This is a genomic window from Shewanella violacea DSS12 (genome assembly GCF_000091325.1).
Classification (GTDB): Bacteria; Pseudomonadota; Gammaproteobacteria; order Enterobacterales; family Shewanellaceae; genus Shewanella; species Shewanella violacea.
On sequence record NC_014012.1, the window covers coordinates 4466563 to 4491907 of the forward strand.

The 25345-nt window shown below is 46.0% G+C and carries 23 protein-coding genes and 1 tRNA gene; 11 read left to right on the forward strand and 13 right to left on the reverse strand.

Annotated elements, in window-relative coordinates; all coding sequences use genetic code 11:
* Positions 1-204: 204 nt before the first annotated feature.
* Both SVI_RS18395 and zntR read right to left on the reverse strand, forming a co-directional pair.
* Positions 205-1566, reverse strand: a complete 1362-nt coding sequence (locus tag SVI_RS18395; RefSeq protein WP_013053162.1) for an SO_0444 family Cu/Zn efflux transporter — start codon at positions 1564-1566, stop codon at positions 205-207.
* Between the two features lie 2 nt (positions 1567-1568).
* The gene (gene zntR / locus SVI_RS18400; protein WP_013053163.1) at positions 1569-2048 is read right to left on the reverse strand and encodes a Zn(2+)-responsive transcriptional regulator; all 480 of its coding nucleotides are present in this window, start codon (positions 2046-2048) and stop codon (positions 1569-1571) included.
* 322 nt (positions 2049-2370) lie between these two features.
* On the opposite strand from zntR, the gene purH reads away from it, so the two are divergent.
* Together purH and purD are read left to right on the forward strand one after the other, a co-directional pair.
* Positions 2371-3993, forward strand: coding sequence for a bifunctional phosphoribosylaminoimidazolecarboxamide formyltransferase/IMP cyclohydrolase (purH, locus tag SVI_RS18405; RefSeq protein ID WP_013053164.1), 1623 nt, complete (start codon positions 2371-2373; stop codon positions 3991-3993).
* 188 nt (positions 3994-4181) lie between these two features.
* Positions 4182-5489, forward strand: a complete 1308-nt coding sequence (gene purD, locus SVI_RS18410) for a phosphoribosylamine--glycine ligase (protein ID WP_013053165.1) — start codon at positions 4182-4184, stop codon at positions 5487-5489.
* A 93-nt stretch (positions 5490-5582) separates the two neighbouring features.
* Here the strand turns inward: purD and SVI_RS18415 are convergent, their stop codons facing one another.
* Entirely contained in the window at positions 5583-6386 is an 804-nt protein-coding gene (locus SVI_RS18415; RefSeq protein ID WP_041420087.1) for an SDR family oxidoreductase, read from the reverse strand.
* Positions 6387-6497: 111 nt separating this feature from the next.
* Positions 6498-9074, reverse strand: a complete 2577-nt coding sequence (locus tag SVI_RS18420) for a putative bifunctional diguanylate cyclase/phosphodiesterase (RefSeq protein ID WP_013053167.1) — start codon at positions 9072-9074, stop codon at positions 6498-6500.
* Positions 9075-9426: 352 nt separating this feature from the next.
* Between SVI_RS18420 and SVI_RS18425 the strand changes: the two genes are divergently transcribed.
* The 4 genes from SVI_RS18425 (at position 9427) to SVI_RS18440 (ending at position 13216) form a co-directional block, all read left to right on the forward strand.
* Positions 9427-10128, forward strand: coding sequence for a spondin domain-containing protein (locus SVI_RS18425; RefSeq protein ID WP_013053168.1), 702 nt, complete (start codon positions 9427-9429; stop codon positions 10126-10128).
* 10 nt (positions 10129-10138) lie between these two features.
* On the forward strand, positions 10139-10867 hold the full coding sequence (locus SVI_RS18430) for a spondin domain-containing protein (RefSeq protein ID WP_013053169.1): 729 nt from the start codon (positions 10139-10141) through the stop codon (positions 10865-10867).
* 79 nt (positions 10868-10946) lie between these two features.
* Positions 10947-11687: a response regulator transcription factor gene (locus SVI_RS18435; RefSeq protein WP_013053170.1), complete on the forward strand. Its 741-nt coding sequence runs from the start codon at positions 10947-10949 to the stop codon at positions 11685-11687.
* Positions 11688-11749: 62 nt separating this feature from the next.
* Positions 11750-13216 (forward strand): sensor histidine kinase, encoded by a 1467-nt coding sequence (locus tag SVI_RS18440; RefSeq protein WP_013053171.1) that lies wholly within the window; start codon positions 11750-11752, stop codon positions 13214-13216.
* A 105-nt stretch (positions 13217-13321) separates the two neighbouring features.
* Here SVI_RS18440 and hemE read toward each other — a convergent pair whose 3' ends face one another.
* Positions 13322-14386, reverse strand: a complete 1065-nt coding sequence (hemE, locus tag SVI_RS18445) for a uroporphyrinogen decarboxylase (protein WP_013053172.1) — start codon at positions 14384-14386, stop codon at positions 13322-13324.
* A gap of 502 nt (positions 14387-14888) precedes the next feature.
* On the opposite strand from hemE, the gene SVI_RS18450 reads away from it, so the two are divergent.
* Positions 14889-15356, forward strand: coding sequence for an Rsd/AlgQ family anti-sigma factor (locus SVI_RS18450; protein WP_013053173.1), 468 nt, complete (start codon positions 14889-14891; stop codon positions 15354-15356).
* Between the two features lie 308 nt (positions 15357-15664).
* On the opposite strand, the gene SVI_RS18455 is transcribed toward SVI_RS18450, so the two are convergent.
* Positions 15665-16600, reverse strand: a complete 936-nt coding sequence (locus SVI_RS18455) for a carbon-nitrogen hydrolase family protein (protein ID WP_013053174.1) — start codon at positions 16598-16600, stop codon at positions 15665-15667.
* Positions 16601-16840: 240 nt separating this feature from the next.
* Positions 16841-17011, reverse strand: a complete 171-nt coding sequence (locus SVI_RS21720) for a hypothetical protein (protein WP_005496049.1) — start codon at positions 17009-17011, stop codon at positions 16841-16843.
* A 77-nt stretch (positions 17012-17088) separates the two neighbouring features.
* On the opposite strand from SVI_RS21720, the gene SVI_RS18460 reads away from it, so the two are divergent.
* Positions 17089-17565, forward strand: a complete 477-nt coding sequence (locus SVI_RS18460; RefSeq protein WP_013053175.1) for a DUF3859 domain-containing protein — start codon at positions 17089-17091, stop codon at positions 17563-17565.
* 399 nt (positions 17566-17964) lie between these two features.
* Here SVI_RS18460 and SVI_RS18465 read toward each other — a convergent pair.
* From SVI_RS18465 to SVI_RS18475, 3 genes are all read right to left on the reverse strand, one after another.
* A tRNA-Ser gene (locus SVI_RS18465) sits at positions 17965-18055 on the reverse strand.
* Between the two features lie 138 nt (positions 18056-18193).
* Complete coding sequence (gene yjjG, locus SVI_RS18470; protein ID WP_013053176.1) at positions 18194-18880, reverse strand: pyrimidine 5'-nucleotidase; 687 nt, start codon at positions 18878-18880, stop codon at positions 18194-18196.
* A 180-nt stretch (positions 18881-19060) separates the two neighbouring features.
* Positions 19061-20002, reverse strand: a complete 942-nt coding sequence (locus SVI_RS18475; protein ID WP_013053177.1) for an ABC transporter substrate-binding protein — start codon at positions 20000-20002, stop codon at positions 19061-19063.
* A gap of 200 nt (positions 20003-20202) precedes the next feature.
* On the opposite strand from SVI_RS18475, the gene lepB reads away from it, so the two are divergent.
* A complete protein-coding gene (gene lepB / locus SVI_RS18480) occupies positions 20203-20853 on the forward strand; it encodes a signal peptidase I (RefSeq protein WP_041420088.1) in 651 nt (216 codons plus the stop codon).
* A 122-nt stretch (positions 20854-20975) separates the two neighbouring features.
* A complete protein-coding gene (locus tag SVI_RS18485) occupies positions 20976-21473 on the forward strand; it encodes a TlpA family protein disulfide reductase (protein WP_013053179.1) in 498 nt (165 codons plus the stop codon).
* A 47-nt stretch (positions 21474-21520) separates the two neighbouring features.
* On the opposite strand, the gene SVI_RS18490 is transcribed toward SVI_RS18485, so the two are convergent.
* Positions 21521-22960 carry an aminotransferase-like domain-containing protein gene (locus tag SVI_RS18490; RefSeq protein ID WP_013053180.1) on the reverse strand — a complete coding sequence of 480 codons (1440 nt, stop codon included), beginning with the start codon at positions 22958-22960 and terminating at the stop codon, positions 21521-21523.
* Positions 22961-23087: 127 nt separating this feature from the next.
* Here SVI_RS18490 and SVI_RS18495 point away from each other — a divergent pair, with 127 nt between their 5' ends.
* Positions 23088-23612, forward strand: coding sequence for a GNAT family N-acetyltransferase (locus SVI_RS18495; protein ID WP_013053181.1), 525 nt, complete (start codon positions 23088-23090; stop codon positions 23610-23612).
* Here SVI_RS18495 and SVI_RS18500 read toward each other — a convergent pair whose 3' ends face one another.
* Both SVI_RS18500 and SVI_RS18505 read right to left on the reverse strand, forming a co-directional pair.
* A complete protein-coding gene (locus SVI_RS18500) occupies positions 23613-24596 on the reverse strand; it encodes a chemotaxis protein (RefSeq protein WP_041420089.1) in 984 nt (327 codons plus the stop codon).
* A 153-nt stretch (positions 24597-24749) separates the two neighbouring features.
* Complete coding sequence (locus SVI_RS18505) at positions 24750-25280, reverse strand: hypothetical protein (protein ID WP_013053183.1); 531 nt, start codon at positions 25278-25280, stop codon at positions 24750-24752.
* Positions 25281-25345 lie beyond the last annotated feature (65 nt).

A 25345-nucleotide genomic window follows, 5' to 3' on the forward strand; every position in this document is an offset into this window, starting at 1 on the left:
TTCGAGCCAAGCTCGAAGTAAGCAGTGACATTAGGGCAACAACTAACCTAGCTGAAAAAGAGCCGAAAAACTAATCCTAGTGTGTAAATTTTTATTGCCATATGACCGTCTGAATTCGAGGCACAAAAAAGGCACTCATGTGAGTGCCTTAATACTAACTAGATGTCATATCTATCTTGATATCAGCCTAGTGATGGTACTGACTTATGAGCAACAGTCTCTGCGCCACCAATTCTTAGGCAGTTTCTCTACCATTACTTTCGCCATAAGAATGGCTAACAAGATGCCTGAACTATATACGATAACATCCGGTAGCAGATGGTGATTTTCGCCAACCTGAGGCATGACCACAAACCCGAAAGTATCTACCAGATAGTTAACTATGATGCCTGAAACTAGCGCCACTCCGAGCACGCCACCTAAGTAACCTAATAATGCACGTTTACCCAGCTCATTGACCACCACACCCAGTGTGGCTATGTTCGTCGCAGGTCCTGCCAACATGAAAACCAATACGGCGCCGGGTGATACCCCCGCCAACAACAGGCCTGCTGCTATAGGTGTCGATGCAGTTGCACAGATATACATAGGCACAGAGATAACCACCATGACCAACATGGCTAAGATACCGTCGCCCCACTGCGCCATGAAATCTGCCGGTACATAGGTCTGCACTAATGCAGCGAAGAACAGGCCGATCAACAACCAGATGGTGATATCTCGTACCAGATCAGTGGCAGCGAAATGCAGGCCCTTGCCGATACGGCTCATCACAGGTGTGCCTTTAAGCTCGGCGGCTATGTCCTTAGTCGACTCACAGCAGCTTTCATCATCACTGGCAGCCGACTCACTCTTGGCTGAGCTACAACATGAAGACTCTTTCTTTGGCGCTTGAGCTTTACTGCTACAAGATGAGCCTACTGTTGTTGCCGAAGCTGGGCTTGCCATAGGCGTCGCCAACAGGCTTGCACCATCGGCTATAGGCGTCATAGTCACAACGGGAGCCAGCTTAGACTCAGGCTTAGTTCCAGCCTTAGAAGCTGAACTACAACAAGAGCTCTCAGCCTTAGGTTCAAGCTGCTCTTTTTTACTGCTACAACAAGATGTAGATGCAGCACTAACCTGTTTAGCCCCAGCTTTAGCGCTTGATTGGTCTGCAATAGGCTCATCCCTATCGTCACGACCCACTAAGAGTCCGGCAACTATTGCACTCGCGACAGCCGCTATGGGTCTTACTATGGCCATAAAGGGGCCAAGTAGCACATAAGATACCGCCACAGAATCTATGCCGGTTTCTGGGGTTGAGACTAAAAAGGAAGTCGTGGCAGCCTTTGAGGCGCCTGAGCGTCGCAGGCCGACAGCAGCCGGAATAACTCCGCATGAACACAAGGGCAAGGGAGCACCTATAATAGCCGCCTTGACCGTAGTCTTAAATCCATGACCGCCAAGCTGCTTCTGCATCCATTCCATGGGCACAAACATCTTCAGCATGCCAGCCAAAAACAATCCCAGCAGTAACCAGGGCGCCGAATCCAGAAATAGATCCATAAAATTCGCAAACAACATAGTTAACCCTTACTTTGGCAATTTTTGGTGTACTGAGAATCATCATGATGATGGTCATGATTCTCACATTTAATATTATCTGTATTGGTTTCGAGCGCTTCCAATATGGAACAATGCTCGGCACTCTCGGGGCCACCACAACAGGCTGCGGATAATCGCTGCAGCGATACCTGAAAATATTTTAGCTCGGCGATCTTGGCCTCAACATGAGCGAGTTTACTATCCACCATGCCCTTCACATCCGCGCAAGCCCAGTTGGACTTATCTAACTCAATTGAGAGTAGTTCGCTGATCTCGGCTAAGGTGAAGCCCACCGCCTTGGCCCGCAAAATAAATCGCAATCTTTCGGCGTCAGCTTCTGTATAGATCCTATATCCAGAATCTGTGCGTGAAGATGGCGATAACAAGCCATGTTTCTCATAAAATCTCAAGGTATCGGCTTTCACTTCACACTGTTTAGCCAACTCTCCAATTCGATACATGTTTCGGCTCCATTTGGCACACATTGGCTCTAAGTTAAGGCCCTTTTAAAGAGAAGTATAAACCTTAGAGTTAAATCTAAGGTCAAGGGTTATTATGAGACTTATTTATGAGCAGTGCTTGTTCTCCTGTGCGTATTGTGAAATCGCACAGAAAAAAAAAGCCTATGAAGCCATTTTACGGTAAAATGTGCGCGCACGAATTGGGGCTCATCAACGCAGCTAGAATTGAGGGACTTTTGGAAAGTGGTGCGGCATTTTACACCTGATGCCACTGAGTTTTCCGAAAGATCCTTAAATATAACTACTGGACACTGTACCCAAAATGAATAATGCCAGACCCATTCGTCGCGCGCTGTTAAGCGTTTCAGATAAAACCGGAATCCTTGAGTTTGCTAAAGCATTACATGCTCAGGGCGTAGAACTGCTATCTACTGGTGGCACCGCCCGCCTTTTGGCTGACAACGGTGTGCCTGTCATTGAAGTTTCGGATCATACCGGACATCCTGAGATCATGGATGGTCGTGTCAAAACCTTGCACCCTAAAGTGCACGGTGGCATCTTGGCGCGCCGCGGTATCGACGAACTTGTCATGGAACAAAACAACATAAAGCCTATCGATCTTGTGGCCGTTAACTTGTACCCCTTCGCGGAAACAGTCGCTAAAGAAGGCTGTACTTTGGCTGATGCCGTCGAGAATATCGATATCGGTGGCCCAACCATGGTTCGCTCTACGGCTAAAAACCACAAAGACACCACCATCATAGTTAATACTCGAGATTACGACCGCGTGATCAAAGAGATGATTAATAATGAAGGCAGCACGACCCTTGAGACTCGTTTCGACTTAGCGATTGCCGCATTCGAACACACAGCCGCCTATGATGGCATGATAGCTAACTACTTCGGCACCATGGTTCCGGCCCATAATCTAGCTAACAGCTCAGAGAACACTTTATGTGCTGAGGGCTCCAAATTCCCACGCACTTTCAATACTCAACTCATCAAGAAACAAGATCTACGCTACGGCGAAAACAGCCATCAAACGGCCGCTTTCTATGTCGACACCCCTTCTCTTAACGGCCAGGACGATGAGGCCTCAGTTGCCAGCGCAATTCAGCTACAAGGCAAGGCACTGTCTTACAACAACATCGCCGATACTGATTCTGCACTCGAGTGTGTTAAAGAGTTCAGCGAGCCGGCCTGTGTCATCGTCAAGCACGCCAATCCATGTGGTGTAGCCATAGGTAGTGACTTGCTGGATGCCTACAACCGTGCATACCAAACCGATCCGACTTCAGCCTTCGGCGGCATCATAGCCTTCAATGGTGAACTCGACGAGAAAACTGCCAGCGCTATCGTTGCGCGTCAGTTTGTCGAAGTCATTATCGCACCTAAAGTTAGTCAGGCTGCGCGTGATGTCATTGCAGCTAAAGCAAACCTTCGTCTACTAGAATGTGGTCAATGGGGCGCTAAGACTAAGAGCCTAGATTACAAACGTGTCAACGGCGGACTACTTCTACAGGATCGCGATCATGGCATGGTCGCAATCGATGACGTTAAAGTTGTCAGTAAGCGTCAGCCCACTGCAGCTGAAATGAAAGATCTTATGTTCTGTTGGAAAGTGGCTAAGTTCGTTAAGTCTAACGCCATCGTTTATGCCAAGAACAGCATGACTATCGGTGTGGGCGCGGGCCAGATGAGTCGAGTCTACAGCGCTAAAGTTGCCGGTATCAAGGCCGCTGACGAAGGCTTGGAAGTGCAAGATTCAGTGATGGCATCCGATGCCTTCTTCCCATTCCGTGACGGTATCGATGCGGCAGCTGCTGCCGGTATCAGCTGTATCATACAGCCAGGTGGTTCAATTCGTGATGAAGAGATCATTGCCGCTGCCGATGAACACGGCATGGCCATGGTATTCACCGGAATGCGTCACTTCCGTCATTAATTGAAACACGGTCAGAGTTCCTAGGAACTCTTACCTAGATCCTAGAATTTCGAACAGAATTGAAATTTTTAATATTTAGCGCAAAGCCATCAGTTCTAGAACAAGGAAAACACACGGAGTTTACGCTAGTAAATGAGTATGTTTGACGCAGTTAAAGAGCTGATGGAGCAGCGATAAAGGATAAAAAAATGAATGTATTAGTTATAGGTGGAGGCGGTCGTGAACATGCACTTGCATGGAAGGCGGCCCAATCGACTCAAGTTGACACAGTATTTGTCGCACCGGGTAATGCCGGCACCTCGATTGAACCTAAGTTAGAGAACCTAGCTATTAATGTTGAAGACATTGCGGCTCTGGTTGCTTTTGCCCAAGATAAGCAGATTGAGCTCACCATAGTAGGCCCGGAAGTGCCATTAGCTATGGGTGTTGTTGATGCCTTCAATGAAGCCGGATTACCCATATTCGGCCCGACTAAAGGAGCGGCGCAGCTCGAGTCTTCTAAAGCCTTCACCAAAGACTTCTTAGCTCGTCATAATATCCCCACGGCTGCTTATTCAAATTTCACCGAAATTGAACCGGCTAAAGCCTATGTCACCAACATGACAGCAAGCACTGGCTTCCCTATCGTGATCAAGGCCGATGGTTTAGCGGCAGGTAAAGGCGTGATTATCGCCGAAGATCAGGCACAGGCCGATGCAGCTATCGAAGATATGCTCGAGGGTAATAAGTTCGGTGAAGCCGGATCTCGTGTGGTTGTCGAAGAATTTCTAAAGGGCGAAGAAGCCAGCTTTATCGTCATGGTTGACGGTAACAACATACTCGCTATGGCCACCAGCCAAGATCATAAGGCTCGTGATAACGGCGATAACGGCCCAAACACAGGTGGTATGGGTGCATATTCTCCTGCGCCCGTGGTAACTCAAGCCGTACATGATTGGACCATCAATAATGTGATCCGCCCAACCGTTGATGGCATGGCGGCTGAAGGCAACGTCTACACAGGTTTCCTCTATGCAGGCTTGATGATTTCTCCTGACGGCAGCGCTAAAGTATTAGAGTTCAACTGTCGTTTCGGCGACCCTGAGACTCAACCTATCATGATGCGTCTGCAGTCCGATCTGGTAGAGCTTTGCCTTGCTGCGACACGTGGCGAGCTGGATAAGGTTACCGCCGAGTTTGATTCTCGCGCAGCCGTAGGTGTTGTCTTAGCCGCCGGTGGTTACCCTGAAGCGTACCGTAAACATGATGTGATCTTAGGTTTAGATCTTGGCAACAATGACGCTAAAATCTTCCATGCGGGTACCAGCATGAAAGATGGCAATGTGGTGACTAATGGTGGCCGCGTTCTTTGTGCAACCGCACTAGGTAACACAGTGACCGAAGCTCAAGCCAGCGCATACGCCTTAGTCGAGACTATCCATTGGGATGATGTTTACTTCCGTACCGATATTGCTTACCGCGCTATCTCTAGAGAGTTAGAGAAAGCTAGCGACTAAGCAGCGGTTTAGAAGACTCATGCTAACAATCAAAAGCCCTCATCGAGAGGGCTTTTTTGTGAATTGATTATAATACCAATCGGTTGAGCGAGCCTAATGCCCTGCCGCGATAGCTTTTCTTGCTATCTTGTCTATCAAGCGCGGCGCAAACAACTTAACCAAGCGTCCCAATCTACCTCTCATGGAGGTAATAAGTAATCGACCTCGACTGGATATCACAGGCACCATCATCTTGGCACACTCCTGTGCCGTGAGTATCTTCGACTCCTCCATAGGCGACTCGCCTAAAGGCTGCCCCTGACCATCGAGGGCACGTTTATGTATTTCTGAGACGACAAAATCTGGGCAGATGGTGGTAACGGCAACATTGTCATCGGCAAGCTCTATTCTGAGGGAGTCAAAAAATCCTATGACCGCATGCTTTGAGGCGGCATAGCCGGAGCGGGTTGGCACTCCGGTAAGACCTGCAACCGAGGCGACGATAACCACCTGACCTTGGTTTTTCTTAAGCTCAGGCAAGGCTGCATGGGTCAAATAGGCCGGGCCTAAGTAATTAACCTTCATGAGACGCTCAAGAATATCCAGCTCGATAAGAGCATCGAACTTAGACCACATGGTCATGCCGGCATTGTTGACTAAGATGTCGAGGCGACCGAAATGCTCGATACTGGTATCTATGAGTTGCTGACATTGAGATTTACTGGTGACATCTGCGGCAAAAACGAAAGGCTCATGTCCTTGACTGGCAACCTCGTGAGCGAGTGAGAGCAATCTGGACTCATTTCTCGCGCTTAAAACTAACTTACAACCCAACGGGGCTAAAGCAAGTGCAAGTGCTCGTCCAATCCCTTCTGAGGCTCCTGTGATTATGATGACTTTTCCTGACAGACCTTCCATATTCATTCCCTGAATAATACTATTTAGTGAGCTTGGTATCGTGATACTAACTCTAAGTATATAACATAGATAAAACCACACATCGAGTTCAGAGACGGATTATTCATCACTTTATGCTATCAGACGCCGGGATACAGATTGGCTTGGCTGATAACTGGATAGGGGTTGAGGTCGGCCTATGGCATAGCCCTGAGCATAGTTAATTCCAATCTCTTGTAGCTTATCGATAATATCTTGGTTTTCCACAAACTCGGCAACTGTCTCTATGCCCATAACACCACAGATATCGTGGATAGACTTAACGATGGCGTAGTCTTTAGCGTTAGTGGCTAAGTTTTTCACGAAGCAACCATCTATTTTCACATAATCAACTGGCAGCTCCTTGAGGTAACCATAGGAGGCGAAGCCACTACCAAAATCATCTAATGCGAAGGAGAAGCCAAGCTTTCTCAGATATTCGAGCATCTCCATCGCCCTTTTTTTATTCTGAATCGCACTGGTCTCGGTGATCTCAAAACAGATACACTCACTGGGTATGGCGAAACGCTCGAACTGCTGGATAATGTAGTCCACCATGCCTTCAGCCCCTAGACTATTGCCCGATAGATTAATAGAGATACAGTGGTCTTCCCAGATCTCCTCATGCATAGATAGCCAAAGAAAAGCCTTTCTGATCACTTCTTTATCAACATAGCTCATCAATTTAAATTGCTCTGCGGCGGCAATAAACTGAGCCGGTGCTAATATTCGCCCATTGGGCTCCTGAATACGCAACAAGATCTCCATGCGTTGCCTATGCTTACCGGGCCCCACGCCTTTAATCGGTTGGTAGTAGAGCAGCAGTTCATTGTGTTCTATAGCCTGGCCAATCCTTACCGCCCACATAGGCGCATTGCGCTGGAAAATCAGGTCTTTATCTTTATCATCATAGAAGTGAACCTGATTACTGCCCTTACCTTTTGCCGCAAAACAGGCAATATCGGCATCTTTGAGTAACTCTTTCTCCGAGATGTAAGGGGCTCTGGCTATGGCGATCCCAGCACTGACACCCACTTTATAATGACAGGCATTATTCTTATCCTGCAGCACTTGCATCGACACACTGGCAACTATGCGTTTGGTTAATTGAGCGACCTCTAAGGCACTATGATCCCGAATGGCTAAACCAAACTCATCGCCACCGAATCTGGCTAACATCTGATCTTGGGTCAAACAAGATTGCATCGCCCTTGCCACCATAACCAACATCCTATCTCCTGCACTATGACCGCAGGAATCATTGATTAACTTGAACTGTTCTAAATCAAAATAGCAGATAGCGATCGATTGAGCCCCAAGGCTAAATGCCTCCAGCTTATCTTCGAAGGCTCGACGGTTAAGTAAGGAAGTGATTGGATCTAGATTAACTCTGTGATGTAACTTACGCTTGAGCAGCTCCTCCTGAGTAATATCTCTGAGCAGAATAACCGTTCCCACCACTAGCTGCTTATGATTAAGCCGCGTACTGATGCTACGCTCCACGATCCGTGTCGACTCGCCTTGCAGCTTAAGCTTACTCAGTATCGGTTGCCGTGCCCGGCTAGCCATTAGATCGAACAAGTCTTGGTTAATATTCCTATCCGTTTTGAGCAAAACATCGACTTTCTCCCCAAGGACATCGGGCCCTTTGACCCCGAGTAACCTCTCGGCCAAGGGATTCAAATACACAAGTTTAGCCTCGGCATCGGTCAATATAACTGCCTCAGAAATCGACCCTAAGCTAGATTTCGCATGCTCTTTCAGTTGAACAATCTTGGCAAGCAGATGATTAACCCTATCAGCTATCAGCACAAATTCGGGACTGTCACCAGCTATCAGAGGCGTATAAGTCTTAGCCTTAGGATTAATCCCCTCCAGCTGTGTCATCAAGCGATGAAACGGACGTATAAGGCCTAAATTCAACCAAATATAACCTGCAATGAGTATTAATATCCCCACACAAACTATGCAAAACGGTACCAGATAATGTTGTAATTTCCCTTGACTGAAAACACTGTCAGAGAAAGTGATCTCTAGGTGCACGGGCTTATCATAGATCAGGCTAGGCAGTTCGATGACAGAGGTATTTCTAAGCGGATTAGCCTGTCGCACACCTTGGGCAATAATGACCTGGCTCACTAAGCCTTGTAAGGCATAACTCGATAGGTATTCAGGAGTGAGTCGCCTCACCAACATGACCGGACTATCAGGCTCGTTCGGCACGACGCTCACGATATAGCCGATGCCTTTATCCATATACACCCCGGAATGAGGAGAGCTCCCGTGTAACAGATAGCCGGGAATAGAATTAAGCTCGAATGACATAGGGTCATCATAGCGAGGAGAAAATAATTTTAGCTGTCCACCATCGAGATGGTAGACCCTGAGATGCTCAGATATCTTACTCGTTCGCCAAGCTTCAGCTAAGGCGGCTCTCTTAAGGGAGCTTAGCTCCGACTGGGGCGCAGCATAGATATTAGCGAACAAGTCTAACTGCTTGATATCTTTATCCAGCTGAGACTTTATGCTGACTAACTCTGTACTCACTAGGTCCAGCTTTAAAGACTCGATTCGATGATCGAACCAGATGCTTGAACAGTAGGAAACAGCAATCATTGCAGGTATACAGAAGCCAACAACAAAGACGATCAGTTTTTTGCCTATATGCATCTTCTCTCACAGCGATAAACTTTTAAAATTAACGGCGGAACTCACTAAGTTTATTAGCACTTCCATAACTTCGGCATGCAAAATACCCCATTTACACCACAGAGAAAACCCGTTTTGCTTTACCCGTTGCTAAAGTAAGCAATAGAGTGCATTTATTACTCGCCCCATATCTTGATCTAGTTCATTAAGCTGAGCAATAAATAGGGGAAATATAAGAATTTACCCAGAAGTGAGACGTGACGCTTTCGTGATACTTTTTCATCTAACTTGTGATTAATTCGCGACCACCCGGTGACATCACTTTGTAACAATCAAATGATAGCTAATCGATTCGTCTACAAGGAGATACACCATGAATCTAAACCATACCACTGCCCTGTTCATTCTCGGCTGCATGATAAGCATTCCAGCCTCTGCCGCCGATTTAGAGATAAGCCTCACCAACTTGACCCATGGTAACCACTTTACTCCCATACTCATCACAGCTCATGCTGGCACGAGTCATCTTTTCCAATCCGGTGAGGTGGCCAGCCCAGCGCTGCAGAAGATGGCAGAGGGAGGAGACATAGGTGACTTAGTCGCGGCAGCTATGGCCAATAATGAACTCACGGTGGAGAATCCGGCCATGGGCCTCTTGGCGGCAGGCAGCAAAACCAGCGACATAATGCTAGATACCCAGACTATGACCCATCTGTCGATAGTCGCCATGGTATTACCCACCAACGATGCTTTCATAGGTCTAGACGCATGGGAGATACCGACCGCACCGGGCACCTACACCCTTAACCTCAATGCTTATGATGCTGGCACCGAAGCAAACGATGAAATAATTAATGGTGGCGGCATGTCTGGTACCCCTGGGATCCCAGCAGCACCAGGAGGTGATGGCGGCGCCAACGGCACAGGAGTCATGGACACCAGCAGTAATACCAAGGTCCATATTCATCCAGGTGTACTAGGCGATACCGATATCGCTGGTGGCATGAGTGACGTCGATAGCCGCATCCACAGATGGCTAAATCCGGTCGCCAGAGTCGTCGTGGTCGTTAAATAAGGGGGACATCATGAGAATAATCAAACAAATGACCCATAAGCGACTCACAGCATCTATGGTGTTAGCCAGTCTATTTACACTGAGTGCATGTTCAGATAATGACTATAGCCCCATAAATACACAGACGCCGACTCAGGTTGCCACACAAGATTATCGAGTCACAGTCACCAACTTAACCGCTAATCAGCCCATGTCTCCCCTCGCCTTGTTAAGACATAATGCAGACATAACCGCATGGCAAACCGGCGGGGCGGCCAGCCTTCCCCTAGAAACCTTAGCCGAATCTGGAGATAGTACAGGCTTTGCCGATATGGATGGTGTCGATGCTCTCATCAAGGGTCTGGGGATTTTAGCCCCGGGAATGACAGAGAGTATCGAGCTTGAGCTTAGTCCGGATGAGGTCGCCTCAATCTCTGTGTTAACCATGTTAGTTAATACCAATGACGCCTTTGCCGGAGTAAATAGCGTTTCTCTGGTGGATCTAGCGGTTAACACCACAGTGAAATTCAGCTCCATAGCTTACGATGCAGGCACCGAAGCCAATTCCGAAGCCAAGGGGACCATACCCGGACCAGCAGACAGCGGAGAAGGCTTTAATGCCGCGCGAGACGATGTCGACAGGGTTCATGCTCATCCAGGTGTCATCAGCGCCGACGATGGATTAGCCAATTCGGTATTATCGGCCTCCCATAGGTTTGATAATCCTGTGCTGACTATTTCAATCGAACGACTGAGATAAGCATAGAAAATAATTGTTCGAAATAAATACCGCCCAAGTCAGGTCTATTGATTTACGGATCTGCTTTGGGTGACTCAAAATGAATGGAACACAGAAGGCATTTGGTGAACACTATAGCCACCACATATTGATCGTGGAAGATGAGCCTGATCTGGCTAACTTAATCAAGCTCAATCTAAATACCTTAAGCTATGGTGTGTCCCATAGCACCACATTGAAACATGCCCGAGAAACATTAGAGATTAAGCAATTCGATCTCATTCTCATCGATCGCATGCTTCCCGACGGAGACGGCATCATGTTGTGCCAACAACTGAGAGAGTCGGGCCAAACTGTGCCATGCATGATGTTGACGGCAAAAGATTCAGAGGCCGATATCGTACTCGGATTAGAAGCTGGAGCAGATGACTACTTAGTGAAACCATTCAGCGTATTAGAGCTGAGAGCTAGGGTCAAAGCCTTGCTACGCAGGAGCCATCTGATTGAAGAACAGCAGGAATCACGGCTGGATTTTTATGGTATTACCATTAACTGCACCACACGAGAAGTGATCGCCTTCGATACCCACTTGGAGCTAACAGCCAGAGAGTTTGATCTCTTACTATTTATGGCGAAACACCCCAAACAAGTTTTCAGCCGCATGCAGTTACTCGAGGCCGTGTGGGGCTACTCATACAGCGGATATGAACATACGGTCAATAGCCATATTAACCGTCTAAGGGCCAAGTTATCCCATTGTGCATCGACCGCAGATCTCGTCAAAACAGTGTGGGGAGTAGGATATAAATTCTCACCACCAAGCCAAGCCATTAACCATTAACCATTAACCATTAACCATTAATAAGTCTGGATTATGGACTCGCTAAACTTAAGGGCTAAACTATGAAAAGTTTATTTAGTCGACTGCTCTTGTCGGCGAGTGTGATTGTTTTCATCTTAATCTTAGCTGTTTGGCAATGGTTTCAATTTAGCCAAGACTTTAGCCGTAATCAGGTACAGCAATCTCTGCACCAAGAGTTAGCCCTGCATATGGCACACATTAACCCCTTACTGTCTCAAGGGATCACCTCAGATGCTGCATTGAAAGAGGCCTTTCATGACTTTATGCTTCTGGGTCCAAGCTTCGAGATTTACACCTTAGATACTCTAGGTAAGGTTATTGCCTATGATGCGAACCAAGAGAAAATCAAACGCCCACAGATATCGACTCAAGCCATAGAGGCGTTCATCCAAGGTGATGAACTGCCAATTAAGGGCATGGACCCTCGCTCACTCGATAGCGATAAGATATTCTCCGCTGCCCATCTGCAAGATGCCTCAGGCAAGATCACAGGTTACCTCTATGTCATCATAGGGGGAGAAGATTTTGATATGTGGCAATCTCTGGTCAGTGAGCATCAGGCACCGCGGATCTTGGGCGGCATGCTCATAGGTTCGAGTATATTCGCCTTACTGTTATTTGCACTTTTAGCCAGATACCTGACCGCCCCTCTATCTAAGCTTGAGCAAGATCTACGTCTGGTAGAGACCCAGAAACTCGCCGATGGCTTAAGCCTCTCTCACGATTACCGGGGGAGCATAGAGATCCGTCAATTAAGCTTACATATAAAACGCTTACTCAATGAAATCAGCGAGCAACACAAGTCCATCAACCGCCAGCAACAGGCCAGGCATGACTTCATGCTGCATCTGTCACATGACCTTAAGACCCCGCTCACTTCACTGCAGGGATATATAGATACTTGGTTATTATTGCCTGCCCATGAACGCAGCAGTGACCTTATCGAAGTCGCCGCCAATTCGGGTAAATATATACAGCAACTTCTGAGTCAGATGTTGGAGCTCGCAGCACTGGAAAACGGCCAGATAACCCCAGATTTTAAAGAGACCAAATTGAGTTTATTACTAGGGGAGTTAAAGCAATACTTTACCCCTCGCGCCACCAGCCAAAATATTCAGCTCGACTTCGAAGTAGACGAGAGGCTATCGATTTTTACCGACCCTCAGTTATTGATGCGAGTCTTATCTAACCTGGTGGATAACGCGATTCGCTACACGCCATCGGGTGGCATCATAAGTATCAAGTTAATCACAGCCAATATAAATTCGGAAGATCATGGTATCTGGCTCAGCGTATCCGATAACGGCTCAGGCATGCACAAACATGAGCTACAGGCACTGCAACAGATGCGCAATAAACCTAGCTTTAAACATGATGATATCTTGCCTCAACTCGGTGTAGGACTGGCAATTGTGAGGCAATTACTCGGCCTACTTAAGTGTAATATTGATATAGACAGCACCCCGGGAGAGGGCAGCTGTTTTCAGATAGAGTTGCAGAAAATTTAATTCAGGTTTGCAATATAAGCCCGGAAACAAAAAAGACCCGCCTAGGAGGCGAGTCTTCTTCAATAACCTATCGCTAATGGCTTATCGCCAAGAGCTAGCAATAAGTTACTTATGGTATTGAGGCGACAACTCATGTACAGACTTGATGAATGCACCAGCATGCTCAGGATCTACATGTTGATGGATACCATGGCCTAAGTTAAATATATGGCCGGCTCCTTCGCCGTAACTAGCCAGGATTTGACCCACTTCCTGATGAATACGCTCAGGTGAAGCATAGAGTACCGAAGGATCCATATTGCCCTGAAGTGCAACTTTATGGCCCACACGACGACGAGCGTCACCAATATCTACGGTCCAATCTAGGCCCAGTGCATCACAACCAGTCTCAGCCATAGACTCTAACCATAGACCGCCACCTTTAGTGAACAAGGTAACCGGAACCTGGCGACCGTCGGCATGACGAGTCAGGCCATCGACTATCTTCTGCATATAACGCAGTGAGAATTCACGGTAGGCATGGTGAGACAGTGCGCCCCCCCAGGAATCGAAAATCATTAAGGATTGTGCGCCGTTAGCCACTTGTGCATTCAGATACAGGATCACAGAATCTGCAAGCTTATCTAACAGCATGTGCAGTGCGGCTGGCTCTTCGTAGGCCATCTTCTTGATCTTCTCGAATGTCTTGCTCGAACCACCCTCAACCATGTAAGTGGCGAGTGTCCATGGTGAACCTGAGAAACCAATTAAAGGCACTTCGCCCTTAAGTTCACGACGAATAGTGCTTACCGCACGCATCACATAGCCTAGCTCATCTTCCGGATCTGGAATCGATAGCTTCTTGATGGCATCAATAGTGTCGGTCGGACGCTGGAAACGTGGACCTTCACCAGTCTCGAAATATAGACCTAAGCCCATGGCATCTGGAATGGTCAGAATATCGGAGAATAAGATAGCGGCATCAAGGTCATAACGACGTAATGGCTGAAGCGTCACTTCACAAGCTAAATCCTTATCCCTACATAGAGACATAAAGTCGCCGGCCTGAGCACGTATGGCTTTATATTCTGGAAGATAACGACCAGCTTGACGCATCATCCAAACAGGAGTTCTGTCGACAGGTTGTTGCAATAACGCACGTAAATAACGATCATTTTTTAGTTCTGCCATCTTGGCTTGCTTCCTAAACTTATAGTGATATCCGCTTGGATCGCTAGTTTAGCATTTAGATTAATAAAATAACCTTAATCTGAGTATTTATATGACAAAGCCCTCTAGGTAAGATATTCCCCCAATGAGCCGTGTTAACCCACTTTTAGAGCACATAAAGTAAAACACTCTGATGACAAGTCACATTATTGTTCCCCATATGACAGAAAAAAGTTGCACCCGCCCCCAAGCTTTGGTATAAAAAGCCTGCGCTAGCAAGAACAATCAAGAAGCTCGTCACATCGAGCCAGCAAAACCTTTACTCGCCCAGCGATAGATTTCTATCGCTGGGCATTTTATTTTCTAGGGGATTCAACTCCCTACCCCCTTCAGTTTTCCGCATAAAAAACAGCCAGCTTAACTATTTAGTAATATCTCACATATATCAGCGAAAATGGTTGATTAATACCCTGTTTGTCACCTACATTAGAAGTCAGGGAAGCACTTTTAAACGGGAATAATTATGTTAAAACAACTCGAAAAAGCTGAAAGAAAGTGGGGCGGCTCTAACACTCTTATCGATCATTGGCTTGATAATCGTCGACAGCTACTGATCAACTATTGCCAAATTGCCGGTATCCCTCCCTATGAATCCACTGAAAAAGCACTGCCTACCGTTAAGACAGTGAAAGAGTTTTGTGATTTGTTAGTGGATTACGTCTCAGAAGGACATTTCGAAGTTTATGACCGAGTCGTGACCGCATGTGAGAGAAATGGCACATCGAGTCAGTCTCTTGCGCGAAACCTGGTGCCACGAATAAGTGAAACCACAGATTCAGCCTTAGATTTTAATGAAAAATATACTGAATCCGTCGATGACCAAATCCTCTATCAACTCGATAAAGATCTGTCATCACTGGGACACGCAATGGAAACCCGTTTCGAATTAGAAGATGAACTACTGGAAGTGCTGCACACTAAGCACTCATAATTCTCGAAACAGATATCCGCTATAATCTATAAGTGATAAGTGCAGAGTAAATACCAGCCAAGCTCCCCGTCTTTCTTGGCTTTCTTTTACCCTTCCTCGGGAATTACAGCTTTCTCAATAGGCTAGCTGATTAGTGCGTCGCCCTCACCCGAAGTTAAGATAACCAGATCACAATTTGAGGGAACCAGATCCTCAGTCACGCTACAGGCCTATAAGCTGCGCTTTAAAACCTGCTTCCCTTAGAGGCTCTGATGAAATAATTCAATGCAGCGTCAGCAATAAACAGATCAAATATCAAATATTATCCTCTATTTAATCTTAATCGAATTCTGAACCTGGGTATTAACGTTAAGAGTGAATATATCCGGTCTCGAGTAATGCCCCACCACATCTAATGCCCGTTTAGAGATTGCCACCAACTTAATATCTATATCGGCGTAGAGTATGCCCTTCTCTTTTCTCAGGGGCCCAGCAACAATCGCACCACCTGGGGCGATAATCACAGAGTCTCCCGGATTTATCCATTCATCAATGTCTGGGTACAAGCTCTCTTTATCGGGAAAATCATCGGGGAGATCCTTGTGTTCCAATACCACACCACAAGAGATCACCCAACAGCGTCCCTCCCGCGCTATATGTTGCATAGTCCCCAGCCAAGCATCGCCACTGTCATAGGTAGGTGCGATATAAATCTCAACCCCCTGTGCATATAGAGCGTACCTAGCCAGAGGCATATAGTTCTCCCAACAGAGTAAGGTACTCAACCTGCCAATGGGCGATTCAACCACCTTAAGGCTAGAACCATCGCCAAATCCCCACACCATACGCTCAGGGTTGGTAGGCATCAGCTTTCTGTGTCGGTTGACTAGCTTGCCCTCCGCAGAAATGATGACGACCGTGTTATATAGGGTCGCCCTACTGCGCTCATTACCCCGTTCATTGAGGCCGCAAACCACAGTCACCTGATTAGCTTTGGCCGCATCGCACAATGGTGCCAAATCACCTGTGTCTATATTGACTGAGCTTTCGAGTAATAACCCATGCAGAGCCTCACTAGTCCCCCAGTCTATACCGGGTCTCAGCCGCCAGATCCATGCTGGATATCCGGAAATATAGGCTTCGGGAAATACCACCAGTTCGGCACCAGACAAGGCTGCCTCATGAATAAGCAGCACGGCTTTTTCTATGGTTTTATCACGATTTAATACAATTGAAGACTCTTGAACTATGGCTACCCTAGACATATAGACTCCAGCAAGCAGAAACAGGCAATTGGTGCACCTTATAAAGCTAGCCGAACAGGGCTATAACGCCAGTATTCCACGTTAAAGCCATTAGAAATGAGATTAGAAATGAGATTAGAAATGAGAAATGGATAATAGATAGTGGCTGATGCAGTGCTCTGCAGCCTATGAGGAATACTGAATTTTCAGTGTCGGGCACCACTAAGGTACCCAAGCAGAGAATTTCAATATCTTAGATAACTAGTCTTTCTTCTCTATGGTGATCTCTAATATCTTACTGTCTGTGGCAAACCATTTCTGCACATAGAGGGTTCCAAGAACGGGTGCCTGACCCGGCTCCGGCATCTCCTGATAGCGCACGCTATTTTTAGTCTCTTTCTCATACTCAAATTTAAGGGTTTTCTTAGTCATATTTTCCTGATTGCCCGTACATACTTAGCTAAATATTTTGATAAACTAACATGACAGGAATTCAAAAGCAGCTCACCATGTCTAAACTAAAACCCGACGTCACTATTATTCATAGCGGAATCTTCACCAAATGGGATGAGCATGATGGCGCCCTGCCCAGATTAACTAAATCTACTGTTCACGTACCCGCAGAGATTGATATTGAATTTGGTTTTATTACCCGGATCAAAAAGGCCAAGAACCAGAAACTCAGATATTGTATCTATCATCCAGATATTCCCGATGCTGACGGCAATATTAGGCCCCCTTTCGATGGTGAGGTCTATGTAGAAGAAAATGATTGGAAATTTTATCTTGGCGATACAATCTGGGCGCCTGAGCGCAACAAACTAGGTAAATGGCGCATGACCTTAGAGCTTAAGGGCAAGGTCATAGCCGAGAAGACCTTCAAAGTACACACTGCAGATGATAAGCCGCTGCAAGGAGATACTAAGATCAAAATAGATCTCGAGGTAGCAAGGGTCGCCTCATTTAGGAAAAAACGCAGGCTGTAAACAATAGGAACCCTAAGGTTCATCTCCCTATCAAACGATTTCTTTCCTGAACGAAAAAAGGCTCATCACTGTCTCTAATAAGAAGTGATGAGCCCTTCGTCTTTAATGTGGCGCAGAGATAGCTGACTTTAAACAATAGGAACCCTGAGGGGGCAAATTGTTATTTCTAAAAAACAAGAACGAAAAAGCCCGTTATCTTTCGATAACGGGCTTCATCTGAATGTGGCGGAGAGATAAGGGCTTGACCCCTACATTCACACGCTATAAACCTGTGACTCAAAAAATTTATATTCCTAAACGAAAAAAGGCTCATCACTCTCTCTAATAAGAAGTGATGAGCCCTTCGTCTTTTTGCACGAAAAAGCCCCTAGCATTTCTGCTAGGGGCTTCATCTGAATGTGGCGGAGAGATAGGGATTTGAACCCTAGACGGGCTATAAACCCGTGCCGGTTTTCAAGACCGGTGCATTCGACCACTCTGCCATCTCTCCGAACGCCGCTGATAATAGGGATTGTTGACCTTGATGTAAAGAGGCAAAACGCTCGACTGGACAAGAAATCATCATAAAGTGCAATAAACCCTAAAAAAACACTCTGACTGATGTTTTTTTGTCATCTGTGGCTTAATTTTAAGCTTTGGTTTTATCCAGTAACAGATTTTGCAATTCAGCTAATGAACTCACCTGATAGTGAGGAATGATCCCCTCAGGTACATCTCGGCCTTCACTGTTAAGCCAACAAGTATCGAAACCAGCATTCAAACCGCCTTGTATATCTGAATGTGGATTATCACCCACCATCAATACCTTATCTCTCGGTGGGTGTTGCATATGAGTGAGGGCATGTTCAAAAATCGCCACATCGGGTTTTGCTACGCCCACTTGCTCAGAGATAACCACAGGAGAAAAGCTGCCTAATAAACCTGTACGCTCTAGGCGTATGGTCTGCAATTCGGTGAAGCCATTAGTAATGATCCCCATCTCGACTCGACCCGTTAATGCATCGATTAACTCCCTAGCACCGGGTAATAGGCTACAAATATCCGCCATGGCAGCCAGAAAGCCGCTATTAAGCTCTTGAGTCGTAACCGCTAACTTAGCAGCCCAAGACTCGAAGCGAGTATTTTGTAACTCGAGGGCTGAGATATTGCCATCTTGATACTCGACCCATAACGGCTTATTCACCTCTTGATATATTTGAAAATCATTGCGGGTAAAGTCGACACCAAACTTAGAGAACATCAGTTGCAAGCCTTTGAAGGCATCGAAATGAAACAAGGTTTCATCGGCATCAAATAAGATCCATTGGTACTTCATAGCTATAAACTCTCCGGATAAATCTAATTATATCAATGCCCATAACGTGGAAAAACATTAAGGTTAGGGCATTTGTCATGGGCGACAATAATCACCTAGCAAGCCCTTGTAAAGGGAAACCAGGCCATAAGAATATACCGTGGGATAATTTACTCTTGGATATAACAGACAGACTGAGACTCAGTTACAGGAGGCATGGCCATGCCATTGCTCTAGCCTTTCACTATGAACATCAAGCCATTGTTTTGCCGCCTGTTCAACACTCAAGTGATCTATATCGATTAAGGCTGCGGCTAAGGCTATCTCTTGGTTAGACAGTGAAAAACTCCTCACTATGTCTAAGGCGCATAAAGACTTTCCCGCTAAATATTTAGAGGTCGCCTTCTTCAGCCAACCATCCTTGGGGTTGCCACAATCCCAGAGGTATTTTTTATTCACTCCCCATGCAGGCTCAAATTCACATGCCTCGCTATACTCTGGAAACTCAACAAATTTACCCTTATAAAGGGTTTCGACCCAATTAGGGGTCCAATTAAAGATGACGAATACTTTTTTCTTCTCGAACAAGCGAACGAACACTTGCCAAAGTTCATCCCCGGTCGGTATCTCCCTAACTCGAAAGTCTAAACCCAAGGCGCGAATTCTGGCTCTGTCTGGCTTAACCCAAGGACCAGAGATATAGATCCCTTGTGACTCTTCATCATCGGAGAAAAGAGCGGAGCAAGCTTTCAACGCCGTCCAGTCGGGAAGGCCCGGACATAATGCTTCCACGTAATCCGGATACCACCAACCCTCTCTGGTTAATGCCTGATGAGTACCACCATCGATGATCTTGCCATTCTTGACCAACTTATCGAATTGAGCCGCCATACTTCCCTGCCAGACTTCTATCTGCACATCCGCATGACCATAAACCAATTGATACCACTGGCCATCGGCAGCGAAGGAGACATAGTCCACCTCTATGCCCTTGCTTTGCATAAGCTCGCCAACCACATGAGTCAGTACTTTTTGACTAGACCAGTCTAGCTCCAGCAGTAACACCACCTTAGCGGATACCCCCATGCTGATAGAAGCCAATACAGCCCCAAGCAAGCATAAGATTCTGCTAAATTTACCCATTATTGAGCCTAATTTACTATCGCAGCTTTGATCATAGAATCTATGTTTACAAAGCGCAATATTCCCTTTGACTTGCTCACTAGCAACAAGGATACATATCTACTTACTTTTGATTCCCATCAATTACCACACCATCCGGAACTAGTTATGACAAACATCTGTCACAGCTAATGAATACATAATGGATAAGGAATCAGTTGATGCTGAAGGGACTCGTTAAACGACTACAAGAAAACCGCTTTTTTTTACTCTTTATTGTTCTCATGTTGGTATTTAGAAGCGCCGTAGCCGACTGGAACTCGGTACCTACAGGCTCGATGAAGCCAACCATTCTCGAAGGAGATAGGTTGCTGGTTAATAAGATGGCCTACGATATCCGCGTCCCCTTTACCCATCTATCCATAGTTAAGATTGCTGATCCTCTTCGTGGTGAGATCATCATCTTCGATTCAGTCAAGGCAGATAAGAAACTGGTTAAGCGTGTGATTGGTGTGCCTGGGGATGTGATTGAGATGAGACAAAACAGGCTCATTATCAATGGCCAAGTGCTGGATTATGAAATTCGAAACAAGCTTGTCTCAAACACAGATAGTATAGAGAATCTCTTGGGGCTAGAGCATATGATTCGAGTCCATGACACCCCTTCTCGTCTGGCTAACTTTGGTCCTGTCACTGTGCCTGATGACTACTATCTGGCTCTGGGGGATAACCGTGATGCAAGTGCCGATTCTCGAGTAATAGGCTTTATACCACGAGCCGAGATAACTGGCAGAGCAAAAACAGTAGCCTTCTCTAACGACTATGATAACTACTACCGATTTAGGCCCCAGCGATTCATGCATACGCTATAACAAGGTGCTAGTTTCTAGACTCTTGGGGAGCACATCTTTAGTCACTAAGAGTTTGTGTAAACATCTACACAAAAAAGCCGATTTTTGCTATTTTAAGAGCTCTTTTATTAAATGGATTTGTGATGAAACAGCTTATTTCGGCTATATTTTTCTCGATGACCCTACTCCTTTCAGGCTGTGCTACAACGCCTGGAGATGAACAAGTTGAATACCTAACCTATGTCAAAGCAGGGCAGATGGTTCCAGTGACCCAATTCACCGATACCCAAGGTAATAAGATCGATTTAGAGGAATCTAGCAATGCCAAGCTACTGGTGCTATTTGCCACCTGGTGTCCAGATTCTCAACGAGCCATGAAAGCATTAGAGGCTTCAGATCTCAACCTAGACCCAAATGTCGACATCATAGCCATAGGCCGGGAAGATAATAAGCAAGCCTTAGATAAGTTTGCCAGCGAGTATGAGATTAATTTCCCTCTAATTGCCGACGCCAAACGAGCCATCTATGCCAAGTTTGCTAATGCAGGGATCCCCAGACTCATTCTACTCGATGCTAATAACACCATAGTTAAGACCATAATAGCCGAAGGTGAAGATCCATTAGCCGAAGTGCAGTGGTAAGAGCAGCGATAAGTACAGAGGTAAGAGCAGACCTAGCCTGACAGCAGTTAGCTTTCTTTTTCCACCTCGATGAACTCTTGGATTAGTTCGGCTAGTCGGACTAATCCATACTTCATTTTATCATTCCAAGGCAGTGCAAAAGAGATCCTAAAATACTCGTCATATTCATGTGTAAAAGAAAACATAGCACCAGGAGCAATCGATAACTTTTCCTTAATCACTCTTGCCCATAACTTCTCACTAGAATAACCCTCGGGTAGCTTCAACCAGATACAAGGCCCACCAGCAGGCTGACTCATATAGACAGAATCATCGAGCACAGAGAGCATCAAACTTCTCGCCTGCTGATAATTCACATTCATCTGCGCCCTGAGTTTCCTCAATAGGGTCTTATATTCCCCCGAAGACATTAGGTTTGCCACCATGTATTGCAGGGCTATGCTTGGCTCCTCGGCAACTGTTTGTTTAGCAAACTGGCAAGACACGAAAGTATTACTGCACAGCAAATAGCCTAAACTGATAGCTGGTGAGATGGTGTCATAGAAATCACCTATGCTTATCACCCTACAGGGGCAAGTTTGAGTCACTAGACTCGCTATAGTCACAGGTCGACGGCCACCAAAATAGAGCTCGCCACGATCATACTCGATAAGAGTGACATCATGCTCGATAGCCCACTCTATCAAGGCACGCTTATCTTCTACTGATAACACCCGCCCGGTAGGGTCGGCAAAGTTAGGGTTCACCAGGTAAGTATCGAAGCCTTGCTCTTTATGAGCCTTTGAGAGTAGCGACAACTCATAGGTATAATTTGACTGCATGGGCACTTCAATCACATCGCCATTAAATTGTTTTAAGATGGCCTGAAAATAAAATGACACGGGTGATTCAACGGCAACAAGCTTGCCAATCGATTTAGCGGCAGTTAACGCCAGCAACAAGCCTTCTTGCCTGCCATTGGTTACCAGCACCTTATCTTTCTCAAACACTTGGCCTGAGCCGAGTAAATGACGACATATCTCATGCCTTAGCTCTGGGATCCCTTCGATAGGATCTTGCATCAAGAGTTTGTAAGGGCGATGCCTCAATACCTGCTTATGCAAACGGTTAAGTAGGAGCTCTTGATCGATAACAGTACTGGGAGCCGTACAAGATAAAGGCAAGATATCCGGGTCGTTAAACGAATACTGCACCGCACTAGCGAGATCTAATTCCCCATGAACCCGCTTGATACTAGAGCCATAATCAGGTTGATTAAGCGTTCTCCTAGAAGCAATAAAATACCCACGTTTAGGCTCTGAATAGATCCAGCCTAGCCTTTCAAGCTCATAGTAAGCCTGAGTCACAGTCGATACCCCAACACCTTTATCTCTGGCATAACGACGCACAGACTCAAGTTTGTTGCGCCCCAATTTATCTGAAAATATGCCTGACTCGATAGCACGAATGATTTCATCGACTATTTTCTGATACTTAAACTCTGCCATGGCATTCAAAATCTGTATTGGGTTTTATTGAGTTCAACTGTATCTGTTTTGGCTTTAAGGCTCCAGATAAAGTAAAAGGCAATACAGTTAAGCTGTTCACAGCAGATATAAAAGTAAAGGTGACCATATGAGTAGAGTAATAGCAGAGACAGAACGACTAATCATTAGAGAGTTTAATCTCGCTGATGCCAAAGCTGTATACCAGTTTAATGCTCCCGAGGAAGTGAACCGCTTCACTGGCGATGCAGGCATGTGTAGCAGCATTGAAGATGCTGAAGATATTATTGCTGACATCTGGCTAAAAGAATATAAGCAGTTTGGCTATGGCCGCTGGGCTGTGGTGCTAAAATCGACCGATGAAGTGATTGGCTTTTGTGGCTTCAAGAATGACAACCGTATACAAGCTGTCGACATTGGCTACCGTTTCCACCCTGACCATTGGGGACAAGGCTATGCCACTGAATCCAATCTGGCCTGTATCGAATATGCAAAACAGCACATGAACCTAAACCAGGTACTCGGAGACGCTGTAGCCGAAAACCTAAGCTCCATCAATGTACTGCTCAAGCTGGGAATGAGTTATATCAGTCAATATCAAAAGGCTGAGTTTACCGTCAATCGATATGAGATTTTTTTAAAGCCTAGAGCTTAGCTATTTATCCTCTAAAACTAGGCCATCAACCATAGCAACCATACGGCCAATCTCGGGCTTAGTGATGGTGTCATTGGCACCAAGCTGCAGCGCCTTCAAGCGATTACCTTCACTCATCAAGGAGGAGAACATCACTATTGGGGTCTTGGCATAGTAAGAGCTGTCGCGTAATCGCTTAAGTAAATGCAGGCCATCCATACGGGGCATCTCAACATCAGACACTATCGCATCGACAAAATGAGTGACTGTGCCTCCCTCCTCTTCTGCGAGGCGGACGAAGTCTTCGAGAATTTCCAGTGCGTCCTGACCATCCTTGGCATCTAAAATGTTATAGCCAGATGATTGCAAGGTCTTCTCTATCATCTTACGTATGAAGGCCGAATCATCGACAACCATAATCGTTTTAGCCTGACGCTTAGCTAGCATGCTGTCGTCGATGATTACATTTTTATCTTGAGTTACATCATATTTATCCATACTCAATTCTGGATTTATATCGGAAATAATCCTCTCAAAATCCAAGATCATGATCAGATAATCGTCGCGCCTAACCACAGCAACGACACAATCCTGCTCACCCGACTCTAAAAACTGACTCGGAGACTCCACATGTTCCCAGGATACCCGGTGAATACTCAAGACGCTATCGACCAAGAAACCATTAATCATCTTATTAAAGTCGGTAACTATCACAATTTTTTGGGTCAAATCTTCGCATGTGGGGATCCCCAGCCAGCTAGCAAGATCCACCAGTGGGATTAAATTATCACGTAATGAGAACACCCCTATCATATGAGATTGGGCATTAGGATAATCTTCGGTGTCCGGAACACGGATAACCTCTCTGACTTTGGCGACATTAATTCCGTAGTGACAAACCTTGTAGCCACCACTAGGCAAGGTTTTATGCAGATGGAACTCGATAATTTCGAGTTCATTAGTGCCACTTTCCGTGAGGATATCTGGTTTTTTAATGTCATTCATACTCAATACTCGAAGATGCCATCTGATTAAATGAAAAGTAGCGCTATATAGAAATAGCGCTAACTATGAGTATAGGAAGGGAATGAAGCTAAGTGAAAGCTTGAGAGTGTGTTATTAGTGCCCTAGGATTCAGCTAGCTGGTAAACGAGACGGCTACTTCAGCTCTTTATAGGTCTGGGTGGCCCAATCGAAGACATATTCGACACCTTGCCATTCATAGACGGTGCGGCCATCTTTTTGCATCACTCGTGCATTTTCAGGTAGGCTTTTCAGACCGGATGCATATTGCACACTGGTGGTGACTCGCACAGGTGCAGAGATAGCTTTTGGTGGAGTAGGCGGTCTTTTTACTTGGCGACTGTCTCGATAATACTCCTGGTCATAAGGATTATTATATCGATAAGGATAACGCCAACTGTTACGCCAATAAGGACGGTGCCAGGTGTTATGCCAACCACTATTCCAACCATGGTTCCAACTGTGATTCCAAGAAGGATTACCCCAGTAAGGTGATCTGCTTCCTATACCTATACCAATTCCAGTGCCCCAACTGCTGCTCCAGCTAGGCTGAGCCCAGACATTACTGCTCCAATCGAAGCGATCACTTGCTTGTGCGCTTAAGCTAGAAAGAGACAGTAAACCAGACAGCAATATAACCTGCCCTACGCCCGTGATGTTACTCATTACCGCCTCCAAAACTCACCCTTAAATAGAATGAAAAATTAGCTCATGCTCTATTTTATACCTAA

Coding starts and splice junctions, on each gene's coding strand:
- lepB (WP_041420088.1), top strand. CDS start 20,203: ATGCTGAAGGGACTCGTTAAACGACTACAAGAAAACCGCTTTTTTTTA.
- SVI_RS18490 (WP_013053180.1), bottom strand. CDS start 22,960: ATGGCAGAGTTTAAGTATCAGAAAATAGTCGATGAAATCATTCGTGCT.
- SVI_RS18420 (WP_013053167.1), bottom strand. CDS start 9,074: ATGCATATAGGCAAAAAACTGATCGTCTTTGTTGTTGGCTTCTGTATA.
- purD (WP_013053165.1), top strand. CDS start 4,182: ATGAATGTATTAGTTATAGGTGGAGGCGGTCGTGAACATGCACTTGCA.
- SVI_RS18440 (WP_013053171.1), top strand. CDS start 11,750: ATGAAAAGTTTATTTAGTCGACTGCTCTTGTCGGCGAGTGTGATTGTT.
- SVI_RS18435 (WP_013053170.1), top strand. CDS start 10,947: ATGAATGGAACACAGAAGGCATTTGGTGAACACTATAGCCACCACATA.
- SVI_RS18450 (WP_013053173.1), top strand. CDS start 14,889: ATGTTAAAACAACTCGAAAAAGCTGAAAGAAAGTGGGGCGGCTCTAAC.
- SVI_RS18500 (WP_041420089.1), bottom strand. CDS start 24,596: ATGAATGACATTAAAAAACCAGATATCCTCACGGAAAGTGGCACTAAT.
- hemE (WP_013053172.1), bottom strand. CDS start 14,386: ATGGCAGAACTAAAAAATGATCGTTATTTACGTGCGTTATTGCAACAA.
- SVI_RS18485 (WP_013053179.1), top strand. CDS start 20,976: ATGAAACAGCTTATTTCGGCTATATTTTTCTCGATGACCCTACTCCTT.
- SVI_RS18455 (WP_013053174.1), bottom strand. CDS start 16,600: ATGTCTAGGGTAGCCATAGTTCAAGAGTCTTCAATTGTATTAAATCGT.
- SVI_RS18475 (WP_013053177.1), bottom strand. CDS start 20,002: ATGGGTAAATTTAGCAGAATCTTATGCTTGCTTGGGGCTGTATTGGCT.
- zntR (WP_013053163.1), bottom strand. CDS start 2,048: ATGTATCGAATTGGAGAGTTGGCTAAACAGTGTGAAGTGAAAGCCGAT.
- SVI_RS18395 (WP_013053162.1), bottom strand. CDS start 1,566: ATGTTGTTTGCGAATTTTATGGATCTATTTCTGGATTCGGCGCCCTGG.
- purH (WP_013053164.1), top strand. CDS start 2,371: ATGAATAATGCCAGACCCATTCGTCGCGCGCTGTTAAGCGTTTCAGAT.
- SVI_RS18495 (WP_013053181.1), top strand. CDS start 23,088: ATGAGTAGAGTAATAGCAGAGACAGAACGACTAATCATTAGAGAGTTT.
- SVI_RS18425 (WP_013053168.1), top strand. CDS start 9,427: ATGAATCTAAACCATACCACTGCCCTGTTCATTCTCGGCTGCATGATA.
- SVI_RS18415 (WP_041420087.1), bottom strand. CDS start 6,386: ATGGAAGGTCTGTCAGGAAAAGTCATCATAATCACAGGAGCCTCAGAA.
- SVI_RS18460 (WP_013053175.1), top strand. CDS start 17,089: ATGTCTAAACTAAAACCCGACGTCACTATTATTCATAGCGGAATCTTC.
- SVI_RS18430 (WP_013053169.1), top strand. CDS start 10,139: ATGAGAATAATCAAACAAATGACCCATAAGCGACTCACAGCATCTATG.
- SVI_RS18505 (WP_013053183.1), bottom strand. CDS start 25,280: ATGAGTAACATCACGGGCGTAGGGCAGGTTATATTGCTGTCTGGTTTA.
- SVI_RS21720 (WP_005496049.1), bottom strand. CDS start 17,011: ATGACTAAGAAAACCCTTAAATTTGAGTATGAGAAAGAGACTAAAAAT.
- yjjG (WP_013053176.1), bottom strand. CDS start 18,880: ATGAAGTACCAATGGATCTTATTTGATGCCGATGAAACCTTGTTTCAT.